Here is an 18,708-nt window from a genome sequence, read left to right as displayed (position 1 = left end):
TCGCGGAAATCACAAGAATCCATCACGTCAATCGTTCAGCTTTTGACTTGCCTGGCGATAAATTTCTGCGATGGCCGGTGCGTCCGGTTCCTCCAGCATAAGGGTGTCGTTGCAGTCCTCGGGCCCGAAATAGAATTCGGCATGGGGTACAACTCGAAGCCATCGGCGCGGTGCTGCACCCGATCGCAGCCAGGACCTGTTCGGAAGAAATATGCATACTCGACCCGAATATGGAGTGGGAACATATCGCCGCAAAGCCGTGATCGCGGCGGACTTGAGTCGAGCTCTGCTCGCCAGCACCGGATCTGTCGTGACAGGCTCTTCGCTCTTGCGAAGGAGGGACACGAGGGCGCGGAGGCGCTCGCCGAGATTCCGGAGGCGACTGCCAAAATATCGGAGACGGGCGCCGAATGTCGGCAGTTTCGCAATGTCTCGTAGGAATGAATCGGCACTACGCCTGGCAAAGAAATACAGCAGACGCGGCAGTTTCTGATAGGTGGCAGGGTGAAGTGGGCCGAACAGTGCTGTGCACGGGACCTCCGCACCCCATTGACCGAGGATTTTTGCCAGTTCCAAGGCGGTTGCAGCGCCGGAGCAGTAACCAGCGATGATGTACGGACCGGAGGGCTGATATTCGACAATCTGGCGTGCGAAGTACTCGGCGATATCTTCGACGCGGTCCATCGGCTCGCTCTGCCCATCGAAGCCAGTCGGTTGGAGGGCGTAAAACGGTTGATCGTCGCCGAGATGCTTCGAGAGATCCGAGAATGAGAAGGGCGCCCCGATATGCCCAGGCACGGCATAGATGGGGGTACGTGTTCCGCGAGACTGCAGCGGAATGATTGCAGGCTGTTGCCTGGCCGCCGCCGTGGCCATGTTCAGAAACGCGATGATCTCGCTCTTCCGTTCTCGTAACTGGTCGCGAAATTCCTCCGTCAGAGCGCCAACTGGGGCGCTGCACCTCAGCCGACCCCCGTCTACCCAGACCTTTATGTCCTTGACCGCTAGGTCTGCGAGAAGCTCCGGGAACTGCATAACGTCCGCCGACATAAGGGCCTTACCGTTCATTCACGACGGAGCCTAAGTGGTCCCCGCGTCCCAACTCCTCCAGCACGGCGTTTCATCGATGAAACTGCCGCCTTTCCTACGCGCGGGACATACATGAAGTGCTGTCCCGAGTTCTCGCCCGCGACCCAGCACGAAGGATGGGAAACAACTGCGGTTCGAATGAACTTGCGTGTGTTTGCATCGTAAGTGAATGATGGGACCGCGGACACTTCAATTCCGGAGTACCACTCAATTCCGGACTACCACCGTCCCGATGTACCCGGGTTTCGGTACGAAGCTATGGATCGCCCAATCCGCTTCCTGCCAAGAAGGGGGCTGTCCTAGGCCGCACCCCAGGGCCTTAGAGATAGCCTCCAGGCGGGTCCAGCGCCTCAAGAAGCCGTCCAGCCGGTCTTGCGGACTAAGGGCGCTGTAGGACCTGTACTCGGACGCGCGAAAGCAGAGCGCTGCAATCTCGTCGGCTTCGGGCACAGGAAGAACTGCCTCGATGTCCACCCCTACCTCCTGCCTGATCGCGAGAGCGACGACCGCGACATCTCCGGATCGTGAGAGGCTGAAGCGCAAATCGCGAGCAGGCATGCGGTGTGAGAGATGGGGTTTGCCTGTATGTCCATATTCTAGTTCGACGTCGGACGGTGAGATTCCCAATCTGGAAGCGAGGACTCCGCGCAGCAGCCTCCGAGTGGCTTCAAAGCGGCGGCGGTCGCGCTCCAGTCTCAATTTGTCGGCGCGCCGACGTTCCCCTTCGTTGAGGCAAACACCTATCTCGTGGACGACGTTCTGCTCAGCATCGAGCATGAACACCAGGACTTCCAAACCATCATTGTCGAGTACCGGAATGATGATCCCCGGTCTCTGTTCGACTTTATCCAAAAAGTCTGGATGGGGCGGTGCCGGCTCCACAAAAGGCCGACTGAAGCCGAATCTAGGGTTCGCATTAATTGATGTCCCGCCGAGACAGCATGACAATTCCAGCTCGCATCCAATGCGACCCCGCCCGCACCAGCAAATGGGGAAATCGAGCACAGGGCAGCGATCAGAAGTCATACGTGGATCCCGCTCGCTCGGAGCGCTCATGCGCACAAAAATGGCAACGCCCTTCATGCGGAGTCCGGATGAAACAGTTTCGCAAGATCGAAAGCAAGGAATGCCGGGTGGAAATTTCGATGTAGGGGACGGGCTACACAGAATCGCCAGGCTGCTGCTCGCAAGGGTCTCCGGAAGCCAAACTGCCAAACTGAATGTTGCTAGTAATGAACTCGCTCCAGATCTCTGCTCTGGTAAATAAGGCCTGCTGCGGTCCGCGCTTCACTTGCGCGGCCGAGTGACCGCCCGGATAACGGCCTTTGCTGATGACCCTTTCTAGCGAATGATCAGCTCCGGGTGCCGGTGATCTATCTGGAATCTATGGCTCCAGCGGTAGGGGTCGAACCTACAAGCCTTTCGGCGTCGCATTAACGGTGCGGTGCGTCTACCAATTCCGCCACGCTGAAACATAGATTAGACTAACCCAACCTACCCCTCGGTCCTCGCCTGCCGCCGGCCGAACCCGTCCGATCGATGGGCGTTGCTTCGAACTTGATACAGAGTGACAGCTCCATTTTTAAGCCGCGGCCTTCTCACCTGAGTAGCAATGGTGCCTAGCACCCGCTTGGCACCGCGCAGCTTGGCCTCGATGCGTCGCTCTGGACTGTCTTTGCCTATTGCGATCCACGTCAGGGGATGCTCCGCATTAGCCAGGTGGGACTTGTGCCCGGCGGAGCCGGCCAGAAAATCGTAGCCGCACTCCCCGCGGCCGATGCTGTCCTCAACAGCCAGCACATGGCTGATAAGGCCCGGTTTGAGCCGGCCATCGCGCTCAAACAGAAAGCCGCTTTGATAGTTGAGAACATGCCCGTCATGTACGAAATTGTACAAGACTCCAATTGTCTGGTCTCCAGCCAAGGTCCGTGAGATGCGAACGGTCCCCGTGGGAACTCCGCGCGCAATGAGGTCCTCGTGAAACAGGCGGAAACTCGGATTGGCAAAGGATCCCTTTTGTCCCCACCGCGCCTGATGAAGCTCGGCGAGTAGGTCAAGCGCGACGAGCGCCTCCGACGTCGTTTCCAGGGTTCGAAACTCAAGGGGGCCGCGTTCTGCGTACAATCGCATGGCACGACTTATCGCTTGGCGAGTGTTGCGGCCTAATGTGGCGCGGTAATTCCCGCCTTTCTGGCGGACCTTGGCGAAATCGATCCACCGTGCCGTATCTTCTGCTTTCACCTCGGTAATGAACCCAGCCCGGCCCGCGGTGCGACAAGCGGCCATCTCGAGGTCCGTATCAATTCCGGAAAGCACCAGCTGATCAGAGTAGCGCAAGTGATGCGCCAAGGCCTCGAGACATGCCGCTCTAGTGGCATTGGCCAAGGATCGCTCCGCAAGAATATTGTTGTACTCAATAAACAATCGATCGAAACGACCGTCTCCGGTTTCATTGAGTAACCAACGTGCCCGCGCATGCCGCCCGAAACCCCACGCCCTCCGCCGGCAAATAATCGCCAAGCCAACGATTTTACTGGGCGTCCGGGCGACCAAAACATGTGGTTGTGCCCGCGCTGGGAGATGCCGGAGCCAAGTTCCGATCCAAAGCCAGGACAAATAGAATGAATAAGTTGCTCGCGCTTCAAGCTCCTTCCAATCGGTCTCAAGTCTCGCCATGTTATGCAAGGGCTCGATAGTAACATCGATAACTGCATCCTGCGGCATGGCATGCTCGTCTGGAGTTACACGATAGCGTTTCGCTTCGATAAAGGAGACATTGGAAGATGGTGACTTCGCCACTTGAATAGGTTTTCCGTTACGATCAAACATTGAAGCAAGGACGAAGGACAAGGACGAACCACTGAGCCACCTCTGATGCGGCCGCCTCTGTCCTGACACCGTGTCGGCGGCCAACACCCCGCTTTGGTTTCAGCGCGCGTGACTAGCGGTGTTCCGCTAGTATCCAGCCCCCGGAGGCGAATCGCCGTCCCCTGGGTAGCCCTTTTGCTAGGCATCAATTCGGACCAATCATCATCTGATCGGCCAGCACGCGCCCATGCCCGACATCGTTGAGGGTATTCTCGGCGGGCAAGGTGTCGCCCTCCGGTGACGAGGTTGGGATCGGCGAACCGACCGGCCCTCTTGGCTGGCTTTCGCCCACGATGATGTTCACCAGGTCACCTGGCCGCAACAGGGTCATCCCGGCAGACTCGATGCTGATCGGCCCGGTTGGCGATTGCCGCACGATTTGATAGGTCACCCTGTTCGCATCAGTCGCGAACTGGGCCGCAAACTGGGCGCGAGTCACAGGCAAAGTGTACAGGACGCCCTCGCTCGCGTTCAACTCGCGCACATTGGCCGCGATCTGGCTCTCCGTCGTTTCGATCTCGACCTCCAGATCGTGTCTGAGGTCGGCACGCGTTTGTAGTACCTCCGCCTCGAGCGAAGCGACGCGCTGCTTGGCGGTCGCGTACTGGTTGCGGGCGTCCTGTCGACGCTGTTCGGCGTCGGACAACTCGCTCTGGGCCTGGTCTATCATCGTCGTGCTGAGAACTTGGCGGTTCACGAGGGTACGCATACTGTTGACGCGCTCCTGGCGCAGCTTGACGAGCTCGTCCAGCGATTCCATATGCCCGTACGCGACGACGTCCTGTTTGGCCGCCTCCAGCGCGGCCAGGGTCGCGCGCTCCCGGTACTTGCGGGCCATGGCGACAGCACTACGGCGGTCGCTCTGTTCGTTGACGAGGCTGGCGGCTTGGATCGCGCCGGCCAGTTCGAGCAACTGGGACGGGATCTTGGGCGCCGTACCGTCGCGCTCGGCCTCCAGCACCGCCGTGCGCGCGAGCAATTTCACCATGGCATCGATCGCCCCGCTACGCTTCTCGGTTTCACGCACAGCCTCGATCTTCTGCCACGGCTCGCTCTCACCCTGGTTGAGCCCGCCGGCCAGCGCGATGGCGTGTAGGATAGTCATGCCAGGCGCGTACTTGAACGAGCCGGGGTTCTTGACCGGACCTAGGACGTAGATGGGCGAGCGCTCCAGGGAGAGGATGTTGACCAGCCCCTTCCGGCCGAGCACTTGCGCGAAGGTTTCTGCCAGGTCGGCCTGTACTTGTTGCCCCGACCGCTCGGCGACCGGAATGGAGCCGAGCAAGGGCACGGAAATCGTGCCGTCCTCTTGGACAGTATATTCACCGCTCAGTTCCGGACGTGGCAGGAAGCCGCTCATGGCCGAGGCCGAGGATGCGTCCACCCACTTGTTTTCCTCGACGTCGACGCGCTCGTAGAACGCGACCTTGAGCCGGTCGCCGACGCCGAACAGGCCCCGGGTTGGCACGTCTGGCGCCATCCTGAGCGTTCTGGAGCGCTCGGAATCGGTGGCGATCGCAGGAGCTGGGTTCGGTTCGATCAACGCCGCAGCAGTCGAATCCTGTCCCGTGTTGAGAGTTTTGGAGCGCTCGGCATTGGAGAGGGAGGGCGAGGCTCTCCGCTCGACCAAACTGGCGGCCAGCGCATCCACCCCCGGCACGATCGCATGGGAAGGTTCAGCCCTGGTTTGTGCTGGTTGATCTTGCCAGCTATCGATAGCAGCAGACGCCTTCTGCACCAAGGCTCCGGTGACATGCTCGATCCCGTGCACCAAGACTTCGGAGACGTCCTCGGCTTTCTGCATCACGGGTCCGGAGGCATCTTCGACCCTCTGCGCTAGGGCTCCGGAGACTTCCTCGGCTTTCTGCATCACGGGTCCGGAGGCATCTTCGATCCTCTGCGCTAGGGCTCCGGAGACTTCCTCGGCTTTCTGCATCACAGGTCCGGAGACATCTTCGATCCTCTGCGCTAGGACTCCGGATCCATCCTCGACCTTCTGCATGACGGCCTCCCAGTTTCTGATTGCGCCCGCCCCCACGACGGCGACGCCAGAGAGGACCATAACAAACAGAACGGCATTTAAGCCGCTTCGGGCCGAATGTGATGAGGAAGTAACCTGGTCGGAATTGTACTTTGCATCCATGGCCATGACGCGTGTCTTTCGTTATCTAACGTGGCCAATCCCGTCCCGAACTGGTCGAACCGAGCAAGGCTCCGCATTATCGTGAGCCTTCACAGCTAGCGGCACAACTCTCTCTTTGTGGGCACTCCTTCCGGATTAACATCGCTTGGAGAATTCGTTCAACGAGCGACCACTGCGCCGCAGCAGGGCCTCTGAAGGCCATGAGACAGGGCGCCGGCGCACCGCGCATGTGGGCCTACCAACGGGAGCTCTCGAACGTCTGCGGCCCCACGATCGCCGGACGGGTGGGCAATGTCCAATTTCATCGTCCAAGCCTTGGAGACCAGGCGATCCCTATCTACGTCTCCTACCCAAATCCGAATAGACCTCGACGACTCCCTTACGCCTAAAGGGGGTATGCGCCTAAAGAGGGTATCCTTGGTTCGCGGCTTCCTGGCGTAAGGTAGGACACATTCAGGGGATGTGCGATGACAAGACAATCCTTTACAACAGTGCTTGTCGGGCCCAACGGGTTACTCCGAGAGGGCCTTATTCGAATCCTCGGTGCAGAAAAGTTCCGTATTCTTTGCTCTGCGGCTTGTGTTCGCGATCTCTTGCAGAAGCCGCTGCCACAGGACCGGTCGATTCTCCTCATCGTGGATGTCGACGCCACTGACGTGGATGCTGGAATCGCGCAAATTGCAGATTTTAAGGCAGTTTATCCGACCAGCCACGTCGTTGTGCTAGCCGATCACTCTCGATCGAACGATATAGTTTCAGCCTTCCGCGCGGGGGCTGACGCGTATTTGACAAAAGTCGCCGGGCACGAAACTTTCGTCAAAGCCATCGAATTGGTCATGCTTGGGCAGACGGTGTTGCCTGCAGAAACATCGACTTATATTAAAGATATTTGGCTTGGCCCGAAGTATGATGAAGTGGACGAGTCGATCAACACGGCGATGAAACCGGAAGATTATGAGAGAGAACTGTCAGGTCTGTCAGTTCGTGAGAAATGTATTCTGCGTTGCCTGATCGAAGGGGAGTCTAACAAGACCATCGCGCGCAGAATTAACATCGCTGAAGCTACGGTGAAAGTACACGTCAAAGCCATCCTTCGAAAGGTTCGGGTCCGCAACCGTACTCAGGCTGCGGTTTGGGCGATGAACCATGGCGTGCTCACCGGCAGTGCCGTATCGGGGAACGAAAAGATCGCAGTGCCGCCCTCTTATGATCAGCAGGACTTAAATAAAAGTTTTCTCGGGAACGCTCGTGCCATGTGACCGCCTGCTCGTGTGAGCAGGCCCTCGCCGCCAAGGCCGTTCAGCCAAACGTCGGCGCTGTCACACCCCTCCAATGTTCCTGACGCCGCTGGCATTGATCTGGCTCTTCCCGCTATGGATGATGGTGGTGTTTTCCACCTTGCCCCACAACGGCATCTTCAGTCCCGGCATCGAGCTTCTGCCGCATGACCGCTTCCTCGACAATTTCAACAATTTGTAGCGCAACACCAATTTCGTCGGCGCGATCGGCATCTATCACGCGCCAACATGATGAATTGCGGGATCAGCACCATGCCATACGGAAGCGTGATGGTGCCGAAGATGATCGCCACCACCATGCCCTTGCCGAGGAAGTCGTAGCGCGCCAATGCCCAGCCTCAAACGGAGGCAATCTCATCCCGCTCTTATTCACGGCAGCGACGTCCCTCGACTTGGGATTCGTCACTTTCGCTGAGTTCCTTCCCCGAAGAGGTGGTTGACCTTGTAGGCGACTTCAGTGCGGTTGGTCGCCTTTAACTTCTTCATGATATTTCGGACATGTATCTTCACGGTGCTTTCGCGCAGGTTCAGTTCGTGGGCGATGGCCTTGTTCGCCTTGCCGCGTCGGAGAGCTTGGGCGACTTCAGCCTGCCTGAGCGTGAACATTTCCGCGAAAGGCTGCTTGTCGCTACTGCCAGGGTCCATCAAGTGCCGCGCAGAGAGAACGCTGTTGGCTGGAACAAAGGTACCCCCAGCTGCCGCAAGGTTGATTGCCTCGACACAGACATCAACGCCCACGGAGCTCGGAATGTAGCCGCGGGCGCCGCAATCGAGAGCCATTAGAATCTGTGCAAGATCTTCATTGTCGGCCAGGATAACCACAGGGATCGTTTTGAACTCAGACGATATGTGCCTGATTTCGTTTGCTATGGCGTGCTCGGTCACCTTCCGGCCGCCAAGGTTGAAAAGTATAGCAGCAAGGATATGGCCCGCCTCCTCCTTCTGGCGCCATTCTTCGATCGAACCCGTGGCGACGACCGCCATGCCGAGTTCGTGGTCTACCAACGCAGATGCGAGGCATTCCCGGTCTAAGGCCCTTCCATCAAGGATGAGAAGGCATTCCTTGCCGTTGATCTTTTCTGCCCCATTGGATGAAATTTTTGGCGAATTTCCCGACTCGTGTTTGTGCAGCCCTCTTGTGGAACCCATGCTACCCCACCCTTTCACACAAGCCGCGTTCCGGCGGCCGACATAACCCCCCCGTTCTCTAAGTTTTTGAAGGCGCTTTCCCCGCGTTCGCGAAAGCTTGAAATCGCAGCGAGTTTAGAGCTTACTTATATGCGGTCGCTAACATAGGTTAATTTTCGGTAAATTTCTGGCCCGAAAGCAGTCGCCGAACTCGGTCCTAAGAGGCTACAATACGTCTGTGGAAGGAGACAATCGGCCCTCGACGCACTGCGGACTGGCGCCGCACGCCCGTTTACCTGAGATATTCTTTATCGAAGCCGGCTAATATAACCAGTTTCTTACGATTGATCACCTCAACATGGCCTGCCTTGAAGGATACTAACCCGGCCCTGCGGAGTTCCCTCAATGTACGGTTGACGTGAACGGTAGTCATTCCGAGGATGTCGGCTAGCTCATGCTGAGCAAGGGGACACTCGTATCTTCCATGGGACGAGAGTCCAACGTTGGAGAGCCTCTCCTCTAATTCGAGCAAGAAATGTGCCGTGCGGCTCAGCGCATTCCGGCGTCCGGTATTCACGAGATGTTCGGCAAGAATGGCGTTCAGGCGGGCTAGAGCGCAAGCGATCTTGTTGCCGAAACGGCCGTTCGACAAGATGCTTTCCACCAGTGCCTTCCTGGAAAATTCATAGACGGCTAGTTCGGTTATGGACGCCAGCGTTGCGAAACGGGGTCCGTCCACGGAACGGAAACCGACAACGTCCCCCCCGAGAGGCGTGTCGATGACCTGCCGCTCTCCATCTAGCAGTCCACGATAAAGAATGGCCCAACCTGACTTAACAATGAACACCGTATCGTCGTCGTCATCCTGGCGGCACAGGACCGAGTGGGCTTTGTAAATTTTTGCGGGAATGCCGAGAAGGTCGTTCCCCCAATCGTTCTCGACGATGCCCTGCTCCCCGCGCCGTGAGTATGTGAAGTGCGACGGTATCTGCATCGAGACCGGCCAGTCTGCGCCATTTTCCGAGTGCAACCTACAATCGTTGCTCCTCAAAGGCCAGCCCGATCCGGCTTTCGTTCCGCTGCGAGCCCAATTCGGACCATGCTGGCAGCCAAGAAAATCAGCCGGCGAGGGCTGAAATCACCACTCCTCGCTGCTTACAGGCTGAACTTGGAAACAAAGCAGGGCCTCCGGCGGTCACGCTTTGTCCGCGGCGAACACGGGCAGATTCCCAGATAAATTGAAGACTTGTGATCCGCCCGAAAGCGGGTGCTTGAGCGCGGAACTCAGGCGTGTCCCTGCGGGTCTGTCTCGTTCAACCACCGCGTGTTTAGGACTGTTCCGTCGGGCCCGATCACAGCTTCGAAAGCGTCGATCAGCTTTCTGGCGGCTCTGCCCGCAACGTGGGACTCCGAGTACTTGGCGTGCACGGACCGGGCGCGGTCATAAACTTCCTTGAGCTGTCTGACTTCCTTCGCGCCGAATGCGCGATATATGACCTGAGCGCTCATTACCGTTTCTCCTCCCCGTGGTCGGAATGCAAGCAAGCCGTCCGCTGCCTAGCACTCGACGCGTGATAGTTTACCAAAGGGGGCGCAATCTTGCGAGGCCAACTGCGTTTATCCACCGTGTGTATTCCGCCTGCCCGCGGCTATTTCGGAATCCGTTTTCCGCAAGCCGGAAGGACCAAGAATGACAATTGCACGCCTGCGACCCTAAGCAGTTTAGGAGCGCTGGGTTATCGGCTGCCCTTGTAATCGGCGACGTCCGGAAGGCGTTGGCCGGCAATGGCTGGAGGATGTCCGAAATTCTCCCGCCCTGCGGGCTCCCGCCCTGTGGAGCCACCAGATCTGCAACCGCCAAAACAAGACAGGTCGCCTGTCACGGCAAGCGCCACCGATCAACCAGAACCATAGCCAAGGAATGATTTGATGTCCTTCGCGGCCTATCGGGAACTATCGGAAATCCACTCTAAGTCGCTGATTTAAAAAGCAGAAATCTTCAGCATCTATCGCAGACTATCGCGTGCAAAAGGATCGATCTGCCGGTCTTTTTGACCGTATCCGTTTTCTTGTCCGAGCGCCAAAATCGCAATACCGTCAGCCCAATTCGGCTGATGACGGTCTTTTTTTGGAAGCTAACGCTCTGAATTCGTTATGAAAATAGCGTTCCAGCAGCCCAAGTTTTGCCTGACGGTCTTTTAGACCGCAAATGGGTCGATTCGCTAACGACGCGCAAGTTGGAGGCTTCTACACCGTCCGCGTCGGCATCTCGCGCGCGGAGCTCAAAAAGCTGAAAGGGCTGTCTCTCGCTCCTGGCCTGCCAGTGGAGGTCTTCTTTTCGACCGGCAACCGGACAATGCTTTCGTATCTGGTCAAGCCACTGGCCGATCAAATCGACCGCGCATTCAAGGAGGAGTAATGTAGGGCCGACGTCGAAATGCGGTCTTAACGCTTTCTCAGATTCCTCCACGCACACATACCGGTATCGCAGTGCTTGCGGGAAGGGAGGTTTATTCCTGCCCTTCATCTTAGGTTCGCCAGACCATACGAGATCGTACGAGGAATATTCGTGGGCGAACCATCCGCCAACATATTGACTCTTCACTGAAAACGTCGTCCCTCAGTGCCCATCATTATCGTTATTTATCAATGATTTATTGACCGGTTCGCCAAAAGGATCGCCAGGCTGTGGTTTGCGCGTCATCCCTAGAGGACGGGAGCCGCTCCGAACGCCGTGGAGGGTCGTGGCCCCTGCCGAAGAAATCGCGCGGTTGGGTTCCGGCGCGCGCCAATTCGCTCGGTTGTCATGCGCCTAAGGCAGTCTGGGACCCGTGCGTAGCGGCACGGCGGTGCGCCTCCCTTTTTTTGCGGCTTGTCTGACCTCAATATCCACGGTGGCGGTCTACGAGACCGATTAGTGGCTGTCCGGCCTGATGCCGGCGGATATTGTTTATCACCACCTCGACGGCCGTTTCCGGTTGGGTCATGCTGGCTACGTGCGGGGTGAGCAGCATTCTTTCATGCAGACGCAAAGGATGATCGGCCGGCAGGGGTTCCGGATCGGTGACGTCGAGAACTGCGCCGGAAAGCCTGCCACTGTCGAGCGCGACGAGAAGATCGGCCTGCACCAAATGGCCACCACGCCCGCAGTTGACGATCGCCGCGCCGGGCGGGAGTTTTGCGAACAACGCACCATTCAGAATTCCGGCCGTCTTGGATGTCAGCGGAAGCAGGCAAACGAGGGTATCGCTCTGACTGAGAAACTTATCCATCTCGGCTTTACCGGCGAAACATATGGCGCCTCCAATCGACTGGCGAGAACGGCTCCAGGCGTTCAACCGAAAGCCGAAGGGCTGAAGCGCCGAAAGTGAAGTCTTCGCGAGCACGCCGGTTCCGAGCACGCCGATGCGCGACGCACCTGGCGGCCGGAAACGCAAGGGCTGCCAATCGCCGCCCGCCTGTTGCACACGATAGGCGAGGAGATCACGATGCAATGCCAGTATTGCCAGCGTGACGTATTCTGCCATCGCGTCGGAAATGCCCGGCTCGATCATCCGCACGACAGGCGTCGAAATCGAACTGGTCGCCCCCAGCTCCCAGCGAAAACAGCACCTCAAGGTTCGGGTACTTCGCGCTTATGTCTGTGGGCGGATGCCAGACGCCAAGATACTTCACCGAACGCGGGTCGATCGCGTCCGCGCAATAGTGGAAGCGATTTCGGGAGCACGTTCGGCAAAGAGCGCTGCCCACTCGGCGCCGCGTTCGGCATCGGCATCATAGAGGAAGGTCATTTCGGCGCCCCGGGATTGCTGCGAAAGACGAAGCTCAGCGTGCCTGCCCCTCAGCTTCCATTTCCGCCATGTCCTGGAACCTGTCGCCGATACGTGGATGCGCCCGCCCGCCATCACAGGCGCCAATGGCGATCAGCACCTCATCCGCACCGGGTGCGTCCGGAACCTGGAAGTTGGCCGTCAGGAAGTGGGAGCGTTTGCCGGTTTCGCTCTTGTGGGTCATCGGCAGGGAAAGAAGGGCGCCGGGCCCGTTGCGGGTATTCGTGAAGCTCAGATAGGTCGTGCCGTTTACCGCCGTGCGGAACATATTGCCGAACCGCAAGGTATGGATCAGCGCCGATGCATGTTCGATCTCGCCATTGACGCCGACCGAAGCCGCCTTGCCGTAAGCCTCAACCTTATCCGCCGACAAGAGCGCCACCAACCGTTTGGTCATTTCGGCGCCAAGACCCGGCGCCAACCGGAGAATCTCAGGGCGCAAATTTTCAACGAACCCTTGACCGGCCCACGGGTTCTTCAATACGGCTGCGACCACCACCATGGAGATCGGTTGGTCGGCTTTCTTGCCACCCTCGACGAATACTTCCTCGATGAATGTGCAGATCTTTCTCACTCCGAGATCCATGGATTCCTCCTCTGTTTCGCTGGATTGTGGCGCAACCTAATGAGCAACGACGGTGAATGTCTTCCTTCGTTAAGGAGGAAAAGCGGAATGACCGGCACTTCGAAACGATGTAGAATTCAGCTTCCGCGCATGCCTAACTCAGCGGGTCGTGGCGCAGGGAGCGATCGTGGACAGGAAGGCTCAAATCTCGGTTCTCAAAGACGTCGCGAGTGAGATCAATTCCGGCGGCGATCTTGTCATGATCCTCAAGCACTTGGTTTTCGCCGCCTGCCGCCATGCGGGCTGGACGCTCGGTTCGATCATGTCGATCGATGCCGCTCATGGTTATGCCCATGTGATGGTTCGGCATGACCCGACGTTGATTCAGCGAACGCTCCCTGACCGTTGGGAACTGGCGACGAGCCCCTCGCTGATCGCCTTGAAGCGGAACGAGCCAGTCTACATCCGCGACGTGCGCGAATCCGAAGAGTTTCCAGGTTATCGCCGCGAAGCTTTCGAGCGAGATTACCGTACCGTCCTCGTCATGCCTATGAACTGCAGCGACTTCGAGGGCCGGCCAATGGTGCTGAGCGTCGTGTCGCGGGATATCATGGAGGTTCCGGAAGAGGACTTGGCGTTTCTGGGTATGATCGTCCATCTCGGCGCCATCGCGATCGAGAGGGAGCAGCGGCTGGAAGCCGAACGGCAGGCCGGAGACAGGTTGCAAAAGGCGCTCAAGGCGCACACCTCACTACTTGAACACGTGCTTGCAGACGGCTCCGTTTCTTCATTGTCGGCGATGGTCGGCAGCCTGCTGCCCAATCCGGTCGTCGTCGTCGATTTTACTGCGAACCAGATCATCGCCGGCCGCTCGCCAAGCGAGGTGCAGTTCGATGATGCCGCTTGGCAATCAGCAGCGGCCGGTCCGCTGAGCCGACAACTGGGAAAGGCAGCACGCGATACAATTGAACGGGGCGGCAACAGCGGGGCGTCGCTTTTTCTCGATGACGGCTGCTCCCGGGTCAATCTCGCCGCCCGCATCGAGCCCTTGACGGTCGACCGCCAACTTGTCGGGGCATTGATCATCTTTTCCACGTCGCGTGCCTTCAGCGACCTGGACCAGTTGTTGCTTGACAGCGCCAAGTTTGCGCTCAGCGTCCAAATGATGCGCAGTTTCATCCGATTCCGTTTCGAAACCCGCACGCAGACCGAGCTTTTCTTCGAGGTCGTGGAGCGGCGTTGGCGCGACGCGGCAGATGTCCAGCAGCGGGCCCAGCGGCTCGGCATCAATTTCATGACAACCCAGCAAATCGTCGTCGTCGACTTTCCCGAGAGCGCGAAGAATCTTGGCGGAACGTCCGTCGATCTGCATCACAGTCTCGCCCGTATCATGCAGCAAGCTTCCGTTCCCGCGTGCGTCGTGGCCATCGATGGCGGGCTGGTGTGCCTCATTCCCTATGACGAGGTCTGGAAACAGGAGCGGACATCGAAACTGATGCGGCGCATCGCAGCGGATCTTGGCCAATATTTTGACGAAGAACCGATCGTCATCGCCAGCAACGTCTGTGCCACGCTGACGGATTATCCGTTAGCTTGGGATCGCTGCAGTCGCATGATTGCCATCGCCCGTTCGTTCGGTCGCACCGGTGCGCTGTCCGGGCAGGATTTTGGGCCGTTGCCGATGCTCGTAGCAGCCGCGGGCGTCGACGACGTACGCGCTTTCGTGCAGGAAAGCGTCGGCGCCATCGCCGCCCATGACCGCCAGCATGGCACGCCCTATCTGAAAACGCTGTCGACTTATCTGAGGGAGGGCTGCCGCAGCGGCGCCTGCGCCGATGCGATGGGACTGCACGTAACCACGCTGCGCTATCGCCTGTCGCGAATCGAGGAAATGTTCGGCATCGATGTCGAGACGCCAGAGCGGCGCTTTGCCATCGAATTGGCCATTCACCTGCATGGTGTCACGGAAGGTCGTTCCTTGGCTGAAGATCAATCGATCTGACCCTCGGGACGGCAGATCGGCACCCTTCCTCTCTTACCGCAAACAGCAGCAATATTTTCCGTGCTCTTCCGGCTGAATGAAGGAAGAAGGTCGCTCTTCTTGCGATTAGCCTTCCCGCTATCAACCACCAGGAGGCGCTGATCCCATGTTGACCACGGGAACCGCAAAGATTCCGACGGCCATCGACCCAATCGCGTTGCGTCGGGCTTTCGGAACCTTTGTCACCGGCGTCACCGTCATCACCACGCGGGACACGGACGGCGATCCGCGCGGCATGACGGCTAATTCCTTCACCTCGGTTTCGCTCGATCCGCCGCTGCTGCTGGTCTGCGTCGCAAAATCGGCGTCAAGCTTTGCTGCCTTTACGACGGCGGATTCCTTTGCCGTTAACCTGCTACATGAGGGACAGGTCGACATCTCGGCGATCTTCGCCTCGAAATCCCCCGATAAATTCCAGTCCGTCAATCACGACCGCGTTCATACCGGCGCGCCAATCTTGACGGACAGCCTTACCTGGTTCGACTGCACGATCTACAACAGGGTCGATGCAGGCGATCATGTCATCCTGATCGGCCAGGTGCAGGCTTTCGGTACGAGCCCTTCAGCGCCGCTCGGCTTTTGCCGCGGCCGATACGCCAGCGTTAAGGATCCGCTGCCGTCCGGCTGGCTGGCCTCGCACAACATGATCATCGGTTATCTGATCGAAGCCAGCGGTGAGATCCTGCTGCGAGCGGATGGAAGCGGTGGCTGGGCTCTGCCAACGGCCAAACGCCGTAAGGCCGGCAGCGAACTGCCGCTCGACGACGGCAAATCCCTCAAGCTGCTGTCGGACAACACCTTTCTTTACTCGATCTTCGATGTTGCCGACTGCGACCCCGGTTATCTAATCTATCGCGCCCGACTTGCCGATGGCGGACAAGGGCGCGACCTGCCGGAAGACCTGCGGTTCTTTGCCATTGACAAGCTGCCCTATGACCTCATCCCGACCCGGGAATTGCGGGCGATGCTTCGCCGCTATGTCCGCGAGCGCAAGCAGGAACGCTTTGGCATCTACATGGATTCCGGCGACGGCGGGCGACTGGCAATGATCGAGGGCGAGGCCCGTTCGTGGCATCAGGCCTTTCAAGACTAACCCGAAATCAGGAAGCGACGATGAAGACGACGGTGAAATCGCTCGAGGGAATGCGCCTCAACCTCTTTATCGACGGCCGGTTTGTCGAACCGACATCCGGTCGCTACCTGGACAGTTTCGACCCGACCACCGCGGAGGCCTGGTATCAGTTTGCGGAAGCCGACGCCAACGATGTGCGACTGGCGGTTGAGGCGGCGCAAAAGGCATTCGTCAATCCTGCCTGGCGACGTATGACGCAAACCGATCGCGGAAAGCTGGTGCGCAAACTGGCCGATCTGGTTCTTGCCAATGCCGACGACCTAGCGCTGATCGAAACACGCGACAATGGGAAGTTAATCAAAGAAATGCGGGCGCAGATGCGCTCGATCCCGGACTCTTACACTTACTTTGCCGGCATGGCTGACAAACTGCAGGGCGATACGATCCCGGTCAACAAGCTGGACCAGCTCAACTTCAACATGCGCGAACCGATCGGCGTCGTCGGCATGATCACACCCTGGAACTCGCCGCTGATGATGTTGACAGGAACGCTCGCTCCCTGTTTGGCGATTGGCAACACCATCGTCATCAAGCCTTCCGAGCACGCGACGGCCTCGACGCTGGCCTTGGCCGAGCTAATCATGGAAGCGGGGTTTCCGGCCGGCGTTGTCAACGTCGTCTCGGGAACGGGTGCGGTAACCGGCGACGCGCTGACGCGGCAAAAGGGCATCGCAAAATACGTCTTCACCGGCAGCACCGATACCGGCCGTAAAATTGCTGCTAACGCGGCGACCAACCTTGCGCAGTGCCAGATGGAACTCGGCGGCAAATCTCCCCACGTGATCTTTTCCGACGTTGATATCGAAAAGGCCGTTAATGGGGTCGTTTCGGGCGTCTTCGCCGCTGCGGGCCAGACCTGCGTCGCCGGCTCGCGCTGCTTCGTGGAGGCCAGCGTCTACGACCGGTTCATCGAAGCGTTGGTGGAACGCACCAACCACATCACCGTCGGCCACCCATTGGAGGACAAGACGGATATCGGCCCGCTGGCGCTGTCGGCGCAGCTGACGAAAGTCGAGTCCTACGTTGCTTCGGGCGTCAAGGAAGGGGCACGGATCGCGTCAGGCGGCAAGCGTCCTCAGGCGGAAGAACTCGCCCGCGGCTGGTATTTCGAGCCGACCGTCATGATCGACGCCAAGAACGATATGTCCTTCATGCGCGATGAGCTTTTCGGACCGGTCGTTGGTGTCATGCCCTTTTCCTCGGAAGAAGACATGATCGAACTCGCCAACGACACACGCTACGGCCTCGCGTCCGGGATCTGGACCCAGAATATCGACCGGGCGATGCGCTTCGCCAACCGGATCGATGCGGGTACCGTTTGGATCAACACCTACCGGTCAGCAGCCTACATGTCCGCAAATGGCGGCTTCAAGGAAAGTGGTTACGGCAGGCGTGGCGGTTTCGACGTCATGCGCGAGTTCTCCAGGGCAAAAAATGTCGTCATCGACTATTCCGGCGCCATGCAGGATCCCTTTGTCATTCGACTGCGCTGACCGTCAGAAACACTGGGACAAACCATCCAAGGGAGATTGAAATGAAATTTGCCGTCTCATTGGGCATGGAGCGTTTCTCGCCAGAAACCTCGATGACGGCCGTAATGGACAATCTGCTGCAACTTGCCAAAATCGCGGACGCCGGCGGGTTTGAGACGATCTGGACGCCGGAGCACCACACAATCGAGTGCACGATATCACCCAATCCGTTTCAGATCCTCACGTGGCTATCCCAGCATACGAGCCGTATCCGCCTGGGAACGGCAACGCTTGCCGCCGCCTATTGGAATCCAATCCGTCTCGCTGGCGAAGCCGCACTGTGCGATCACCTTACGAACGGGCGCCTGGAATTCGGCATCGCCCGCGGCGCCTATCAGTACGAGTTCGACCGAATGGCGCCGGGCGTCCAGCAGCAGGAGGGCGTCGGCTACATGAAGGAACTGGTGCCAGCGGTCCAGAAGCTTTGGGCCGGTGACTATGCGCATGAGGGCCAGTACTGGAATTTTCCGCGAGCGACCTCGGTGCCGAAGCCGCTGCAGAAGGGAGGTCCTCGCATCTGGGTCGCCGCCCGCGATCCTGGCACCTTCGACTGGGCGATCGGCATCGGCGCCAACATCCTCTCCACGCCGCTCTCGTTTCCGGCGGCGGAAATCGGCGTGCTCGCCAGCAAGTTCAACAAGGCGGTCGCCGATCATCCCGAGGTGAAACGCCCAAAATTCATGATGCAGCGGCGCACTTGTGTCTATGACAGGGCCGACGACTGGCATCTCGCCGTCGAGCACAGCATGAACTATGGTCGCTATTTCGAAAACCTCATGCAGAACATTGGCACCGTGAAGAACGGTTTCCCGGAGGCCGTGCCCTTCGAAAGCGTTAAGGGCCGCGACAACTACAACCCGGAAAATATCCGCAAGAACCTGATGTTCGGAACGCCCGACGAAGTGATCGTGAAGCTGCTCGACTACGAAGCAGCTGGCGTCGATCAATATTGTCTCGGCCTCAGCTTCAACCTGCCCTTCGAACTGCAGAAGAAGACGCTTCGCCTGTTCACAGACGAGGTCATGCCCTTCTTTGCGCAACGCGAGCGCGAAACCCAGCAACTGGCCGCGGCAGGGTATTAG

At 58.6% G+C, this 18,708-nt stretch carries 14 protein-coding genes, 1 tRNA gene and 3 pseudogenes; 7 read left to right on the top strand and 11 right to left on the bottom strand.

Translation table 11 applies throughout. The features are described from left to right. Nucleotides 1–27: 27 nt before the first annotated feature. The 5 genes from RFM40_RS20510 to RFM40_RS20490 form a co-directional block, all read right to left on the bottom strand. Nucleotides 28–1,068 (bottom strand): thioesterase domain-containing protein, encoded by a 1,041-nt coding sequence (locus RFM40_RS20510; protein ID WP_320227032.1) that lies wholly within the window; start codon nucleotides 1,066–1,068, stop codon nucleotides 28–30. A gap of 228 nt (nucleotides 1,069–1,296) precedes the next feature. After that, nucleotides 1,297–2,172, bottom strand: coding sequence for a 4'-phosphopantetheinyl transferase family protein (locus RFM40_RS20505; RefSeq protein WP_320227033.1), 876 nt, complete (start codon nucleotides 2,170–2,172; stop codon nucleotides 1,297–1,299). 304 nt (nucleotides 2,173–2,476) lie between these two features. Next, nucleotides 2,477–2,561: transfer RNA gene (locus RFM40_RS20500), tRNA-Asn, on the bottom strand. Nucleotides 2,562–2,583: 22 nt separating this feature from the next. Next, the gene (locus tag RFM40_RS20495; protein ID WP_320227034.1) at nucleotides 2,584–3,939 is read right to left on the bottom strand and encodes a GNAT family N-acetyltransferase; all 1,356 of its coding nucleotides are present in this window, start codon (nucleotides 3,937–3,939) and stop codon (nucleotides 2,584–2,586) included. Nucleotides 3,940–4,102: 163 nt separating this feature from the next. Then, nucleotides 4,103–5,959: a polysaccharide biosynthesis/export family protein gene (locus RFM40_RS20490; protein WP_320227035.1), complete on the bottom strand. Its 1,857-nt coding sequence runs from the start codon at nucleotides 5,957–5,959 to the stop codon at nucleotides 4,103–4,105. A 608-nt stretch (nucleotides 5,960–6,567) separates the two neighbouring features. Between RFM40_RS20490 and RFM40_RS20485 the strand changes: the two genes are divergently transcribed. Both RFM40_RS20485 and RFM40_RS20480 read left to right on the top strand, forming a co-directional pair. Further along, nucleotides 6,568–7,359, top strand: a complete 792-nt coding sequence (locus RFM40_RS20485; protein ID WP_320227036.1) for a response regulator transcription factor — start codon at nucleotides 6,568–6,570, stop codon at nucleotides 7,357–7,359. Nucleotides 7,360–7,432: 73 nt separating this feature from the next. After that, a pseudogene (locus tag RFM40_RS20480) lies at nucleotides 7,433–7,576 on the top strand (carbohydrate ABC transporter permease); the annotation flags it as partial. A gap of 37 nt (nucleotides 7,577–7,613) precedes the next feature. Here the strand turns inward: RFM40_RS20480 and RFM40_RS20475 are convergent. The 4 genes and pseudogenes from RFM40_RS20475 to RFM40_RS20460 form a co-directional block, all read right to left on the bottom strand. Further along, nucleotides 7,614–7,736, bottom strand: a pseudogene (locus RFM40_RS20475) (carbohydrate ABC transporter permease); the annotation flags it as partial. 64 nt (nucleotides 7,737–7,800) lie between these two features. After that, nucleotides 7,801–8,547 carry a response regulator transcription factor gene (locus RFM40_RS20470; RefSeq protein WP_320227037.1) on the bottom strand — a complete coding sequence of 249 codons (747 nt, stop codon included), beginning with the start codon at nucleotides 8,545–8,547 and terminating at the stop codon, nucleotides 7,801–7,803. A gap of 271 nt (nucleotides 8,548–8,818) precedes the next feature. Next, nucleotides 8,819–9,520: a Crp/Fnr family transcriptional regulator gene (locus RFM40_RS20465; protein WP_320278109.1), complete on the bottom strand. Its 702-nt coding sequence runs from the start codon at nucleotides 9,518–9,520 to the stop codon at nucleotides 8,819–8,821. 290 nt (nucleotides 9,521–9,810) lie between these two features. Beyond that, complete coding sequence (locus tag RFM40_RS20460) at nucleotides 9,811–10,035, bottom strand: hypothetical protein (protein WP_320278108.1); 225 nt, start codon at nucleotides 10,033–10,035, stop codon at nucleotides 9,811–9,813. A gap of 700 nt (nucleotides 10,036–10,735) precedes the next feature. Between RFM40_RS20460 and RFM40_RS20455 the strand changes: the two genes are divergently transcribed. After that, nucleotides 10,736–10,945 carry a beta-barrel domain-containing protein gene (locus tag RFM40_RS20455; RefSeq protein ID WP_320227039.1) on the top strand — a complete coding sequence of 70 codons (210 nt, stop codon included), beginning with the start codon at nucleotides 10,736–10,738 and terminating at the stop codon, nucleotides 10,943–10,945. A gap of 463 nt (nucleotides 10,946–11,408) precedes the next feature. On the opposite strand, the pseudogene RFM40_RS20450 reads toward RFM40_RS20455, so the two are convergent. Next, nucleotides 11,409–12,317: pseudogene (locus RFM40_RS20450) on the bottom strand (2-hydroxyacid dehydrogenase). Nucleotides 12,318–12,351: 34 nt separating this feature from the next. After that, nucleotides 12,352–12,942: an amino acid synthesis family protein gene (locus RFM40_RS20445; protein ID WP_320227040.1), complete on the bottom strand. Its 591-nt coding sequence runs from the start codon at nucleotides 12,940–12,942 to the stop codon at nucleotides 12,352–12,354. 166 nt (nucleotides 12,943–13,108) lie between these two features. On the opposite strand from RFM40_RS20445, the gene RFM40_RS20440 reads away from it, so the two are divergent. From RFM40_RS20440 to RFM40_RS20425, 4 genes are all read left to right on the top strand, one after another. Then, on the top strand, nucleotides 13,109–14,923 hold the full coding sequence (locus RFM40_RS20440) for a helix-turn-helix domain-containing protein (protein ID WP_320227041.1): 1,815 nt from the start codon (nucleotides 13,109–13,111) through the stop codon (nucleotides 14,921–14,923). Between the two features lie 145 nt (nucleotides 14,924–15,068). Further along, nucleotides 15,069–16,055, top strand: a complete 987-nt coding sequence (locus RFM40_RS20435) for a flavin reductase (RefSeq protein ID WP_320227042.1) — start codon at nucleotides 15,069–15,071, stop codon at nucleotides 16,053–16,055. Nucleotides 16,056–16,075: 20 nt separating this feature from the next. Then, on the top strand, nucleotides 16,076–17,587 hold the full coding sequence (locus tag RFM40_RS20430; protein ID WP_320227043.1) for an aldehyde dehydrogenase: 1,512 nt from the start codon (nucleotides 16,076–16,078) through the stop codon (nucleotides 17,585–17,587). A 41-nt stretch (nucleotides 17,588–17,628) separates the two neighbouring features. Next, the gene (locus RFM40_RS20425; protein WP_320227044.1) at nucleotides 17,629–18,708 is read left to right on the top strand and encodes an LLM class flavin-dependent oxidoreductase; all 1,080 of its coding nucleotides are present in this window, start codon (nucleotides 17,629–17,631) and stop codon (nucleotides 18,706–18,708) included.

The organism is Mesorhizobium captivum, assembly GCF_033977165.1.
Lineage (GTDB): Bacteria > Pseudomonadota > Alphaproteobacteria > Rhizobiales > Rhizobiaceae > Mesorhizobium > Mesorhizobium captivum.
The sequence above is the reverse complement of the archived record's forward strand: the minus strand, read 5'-3'. Positions and strand labels throughout refer to the sequence as shown.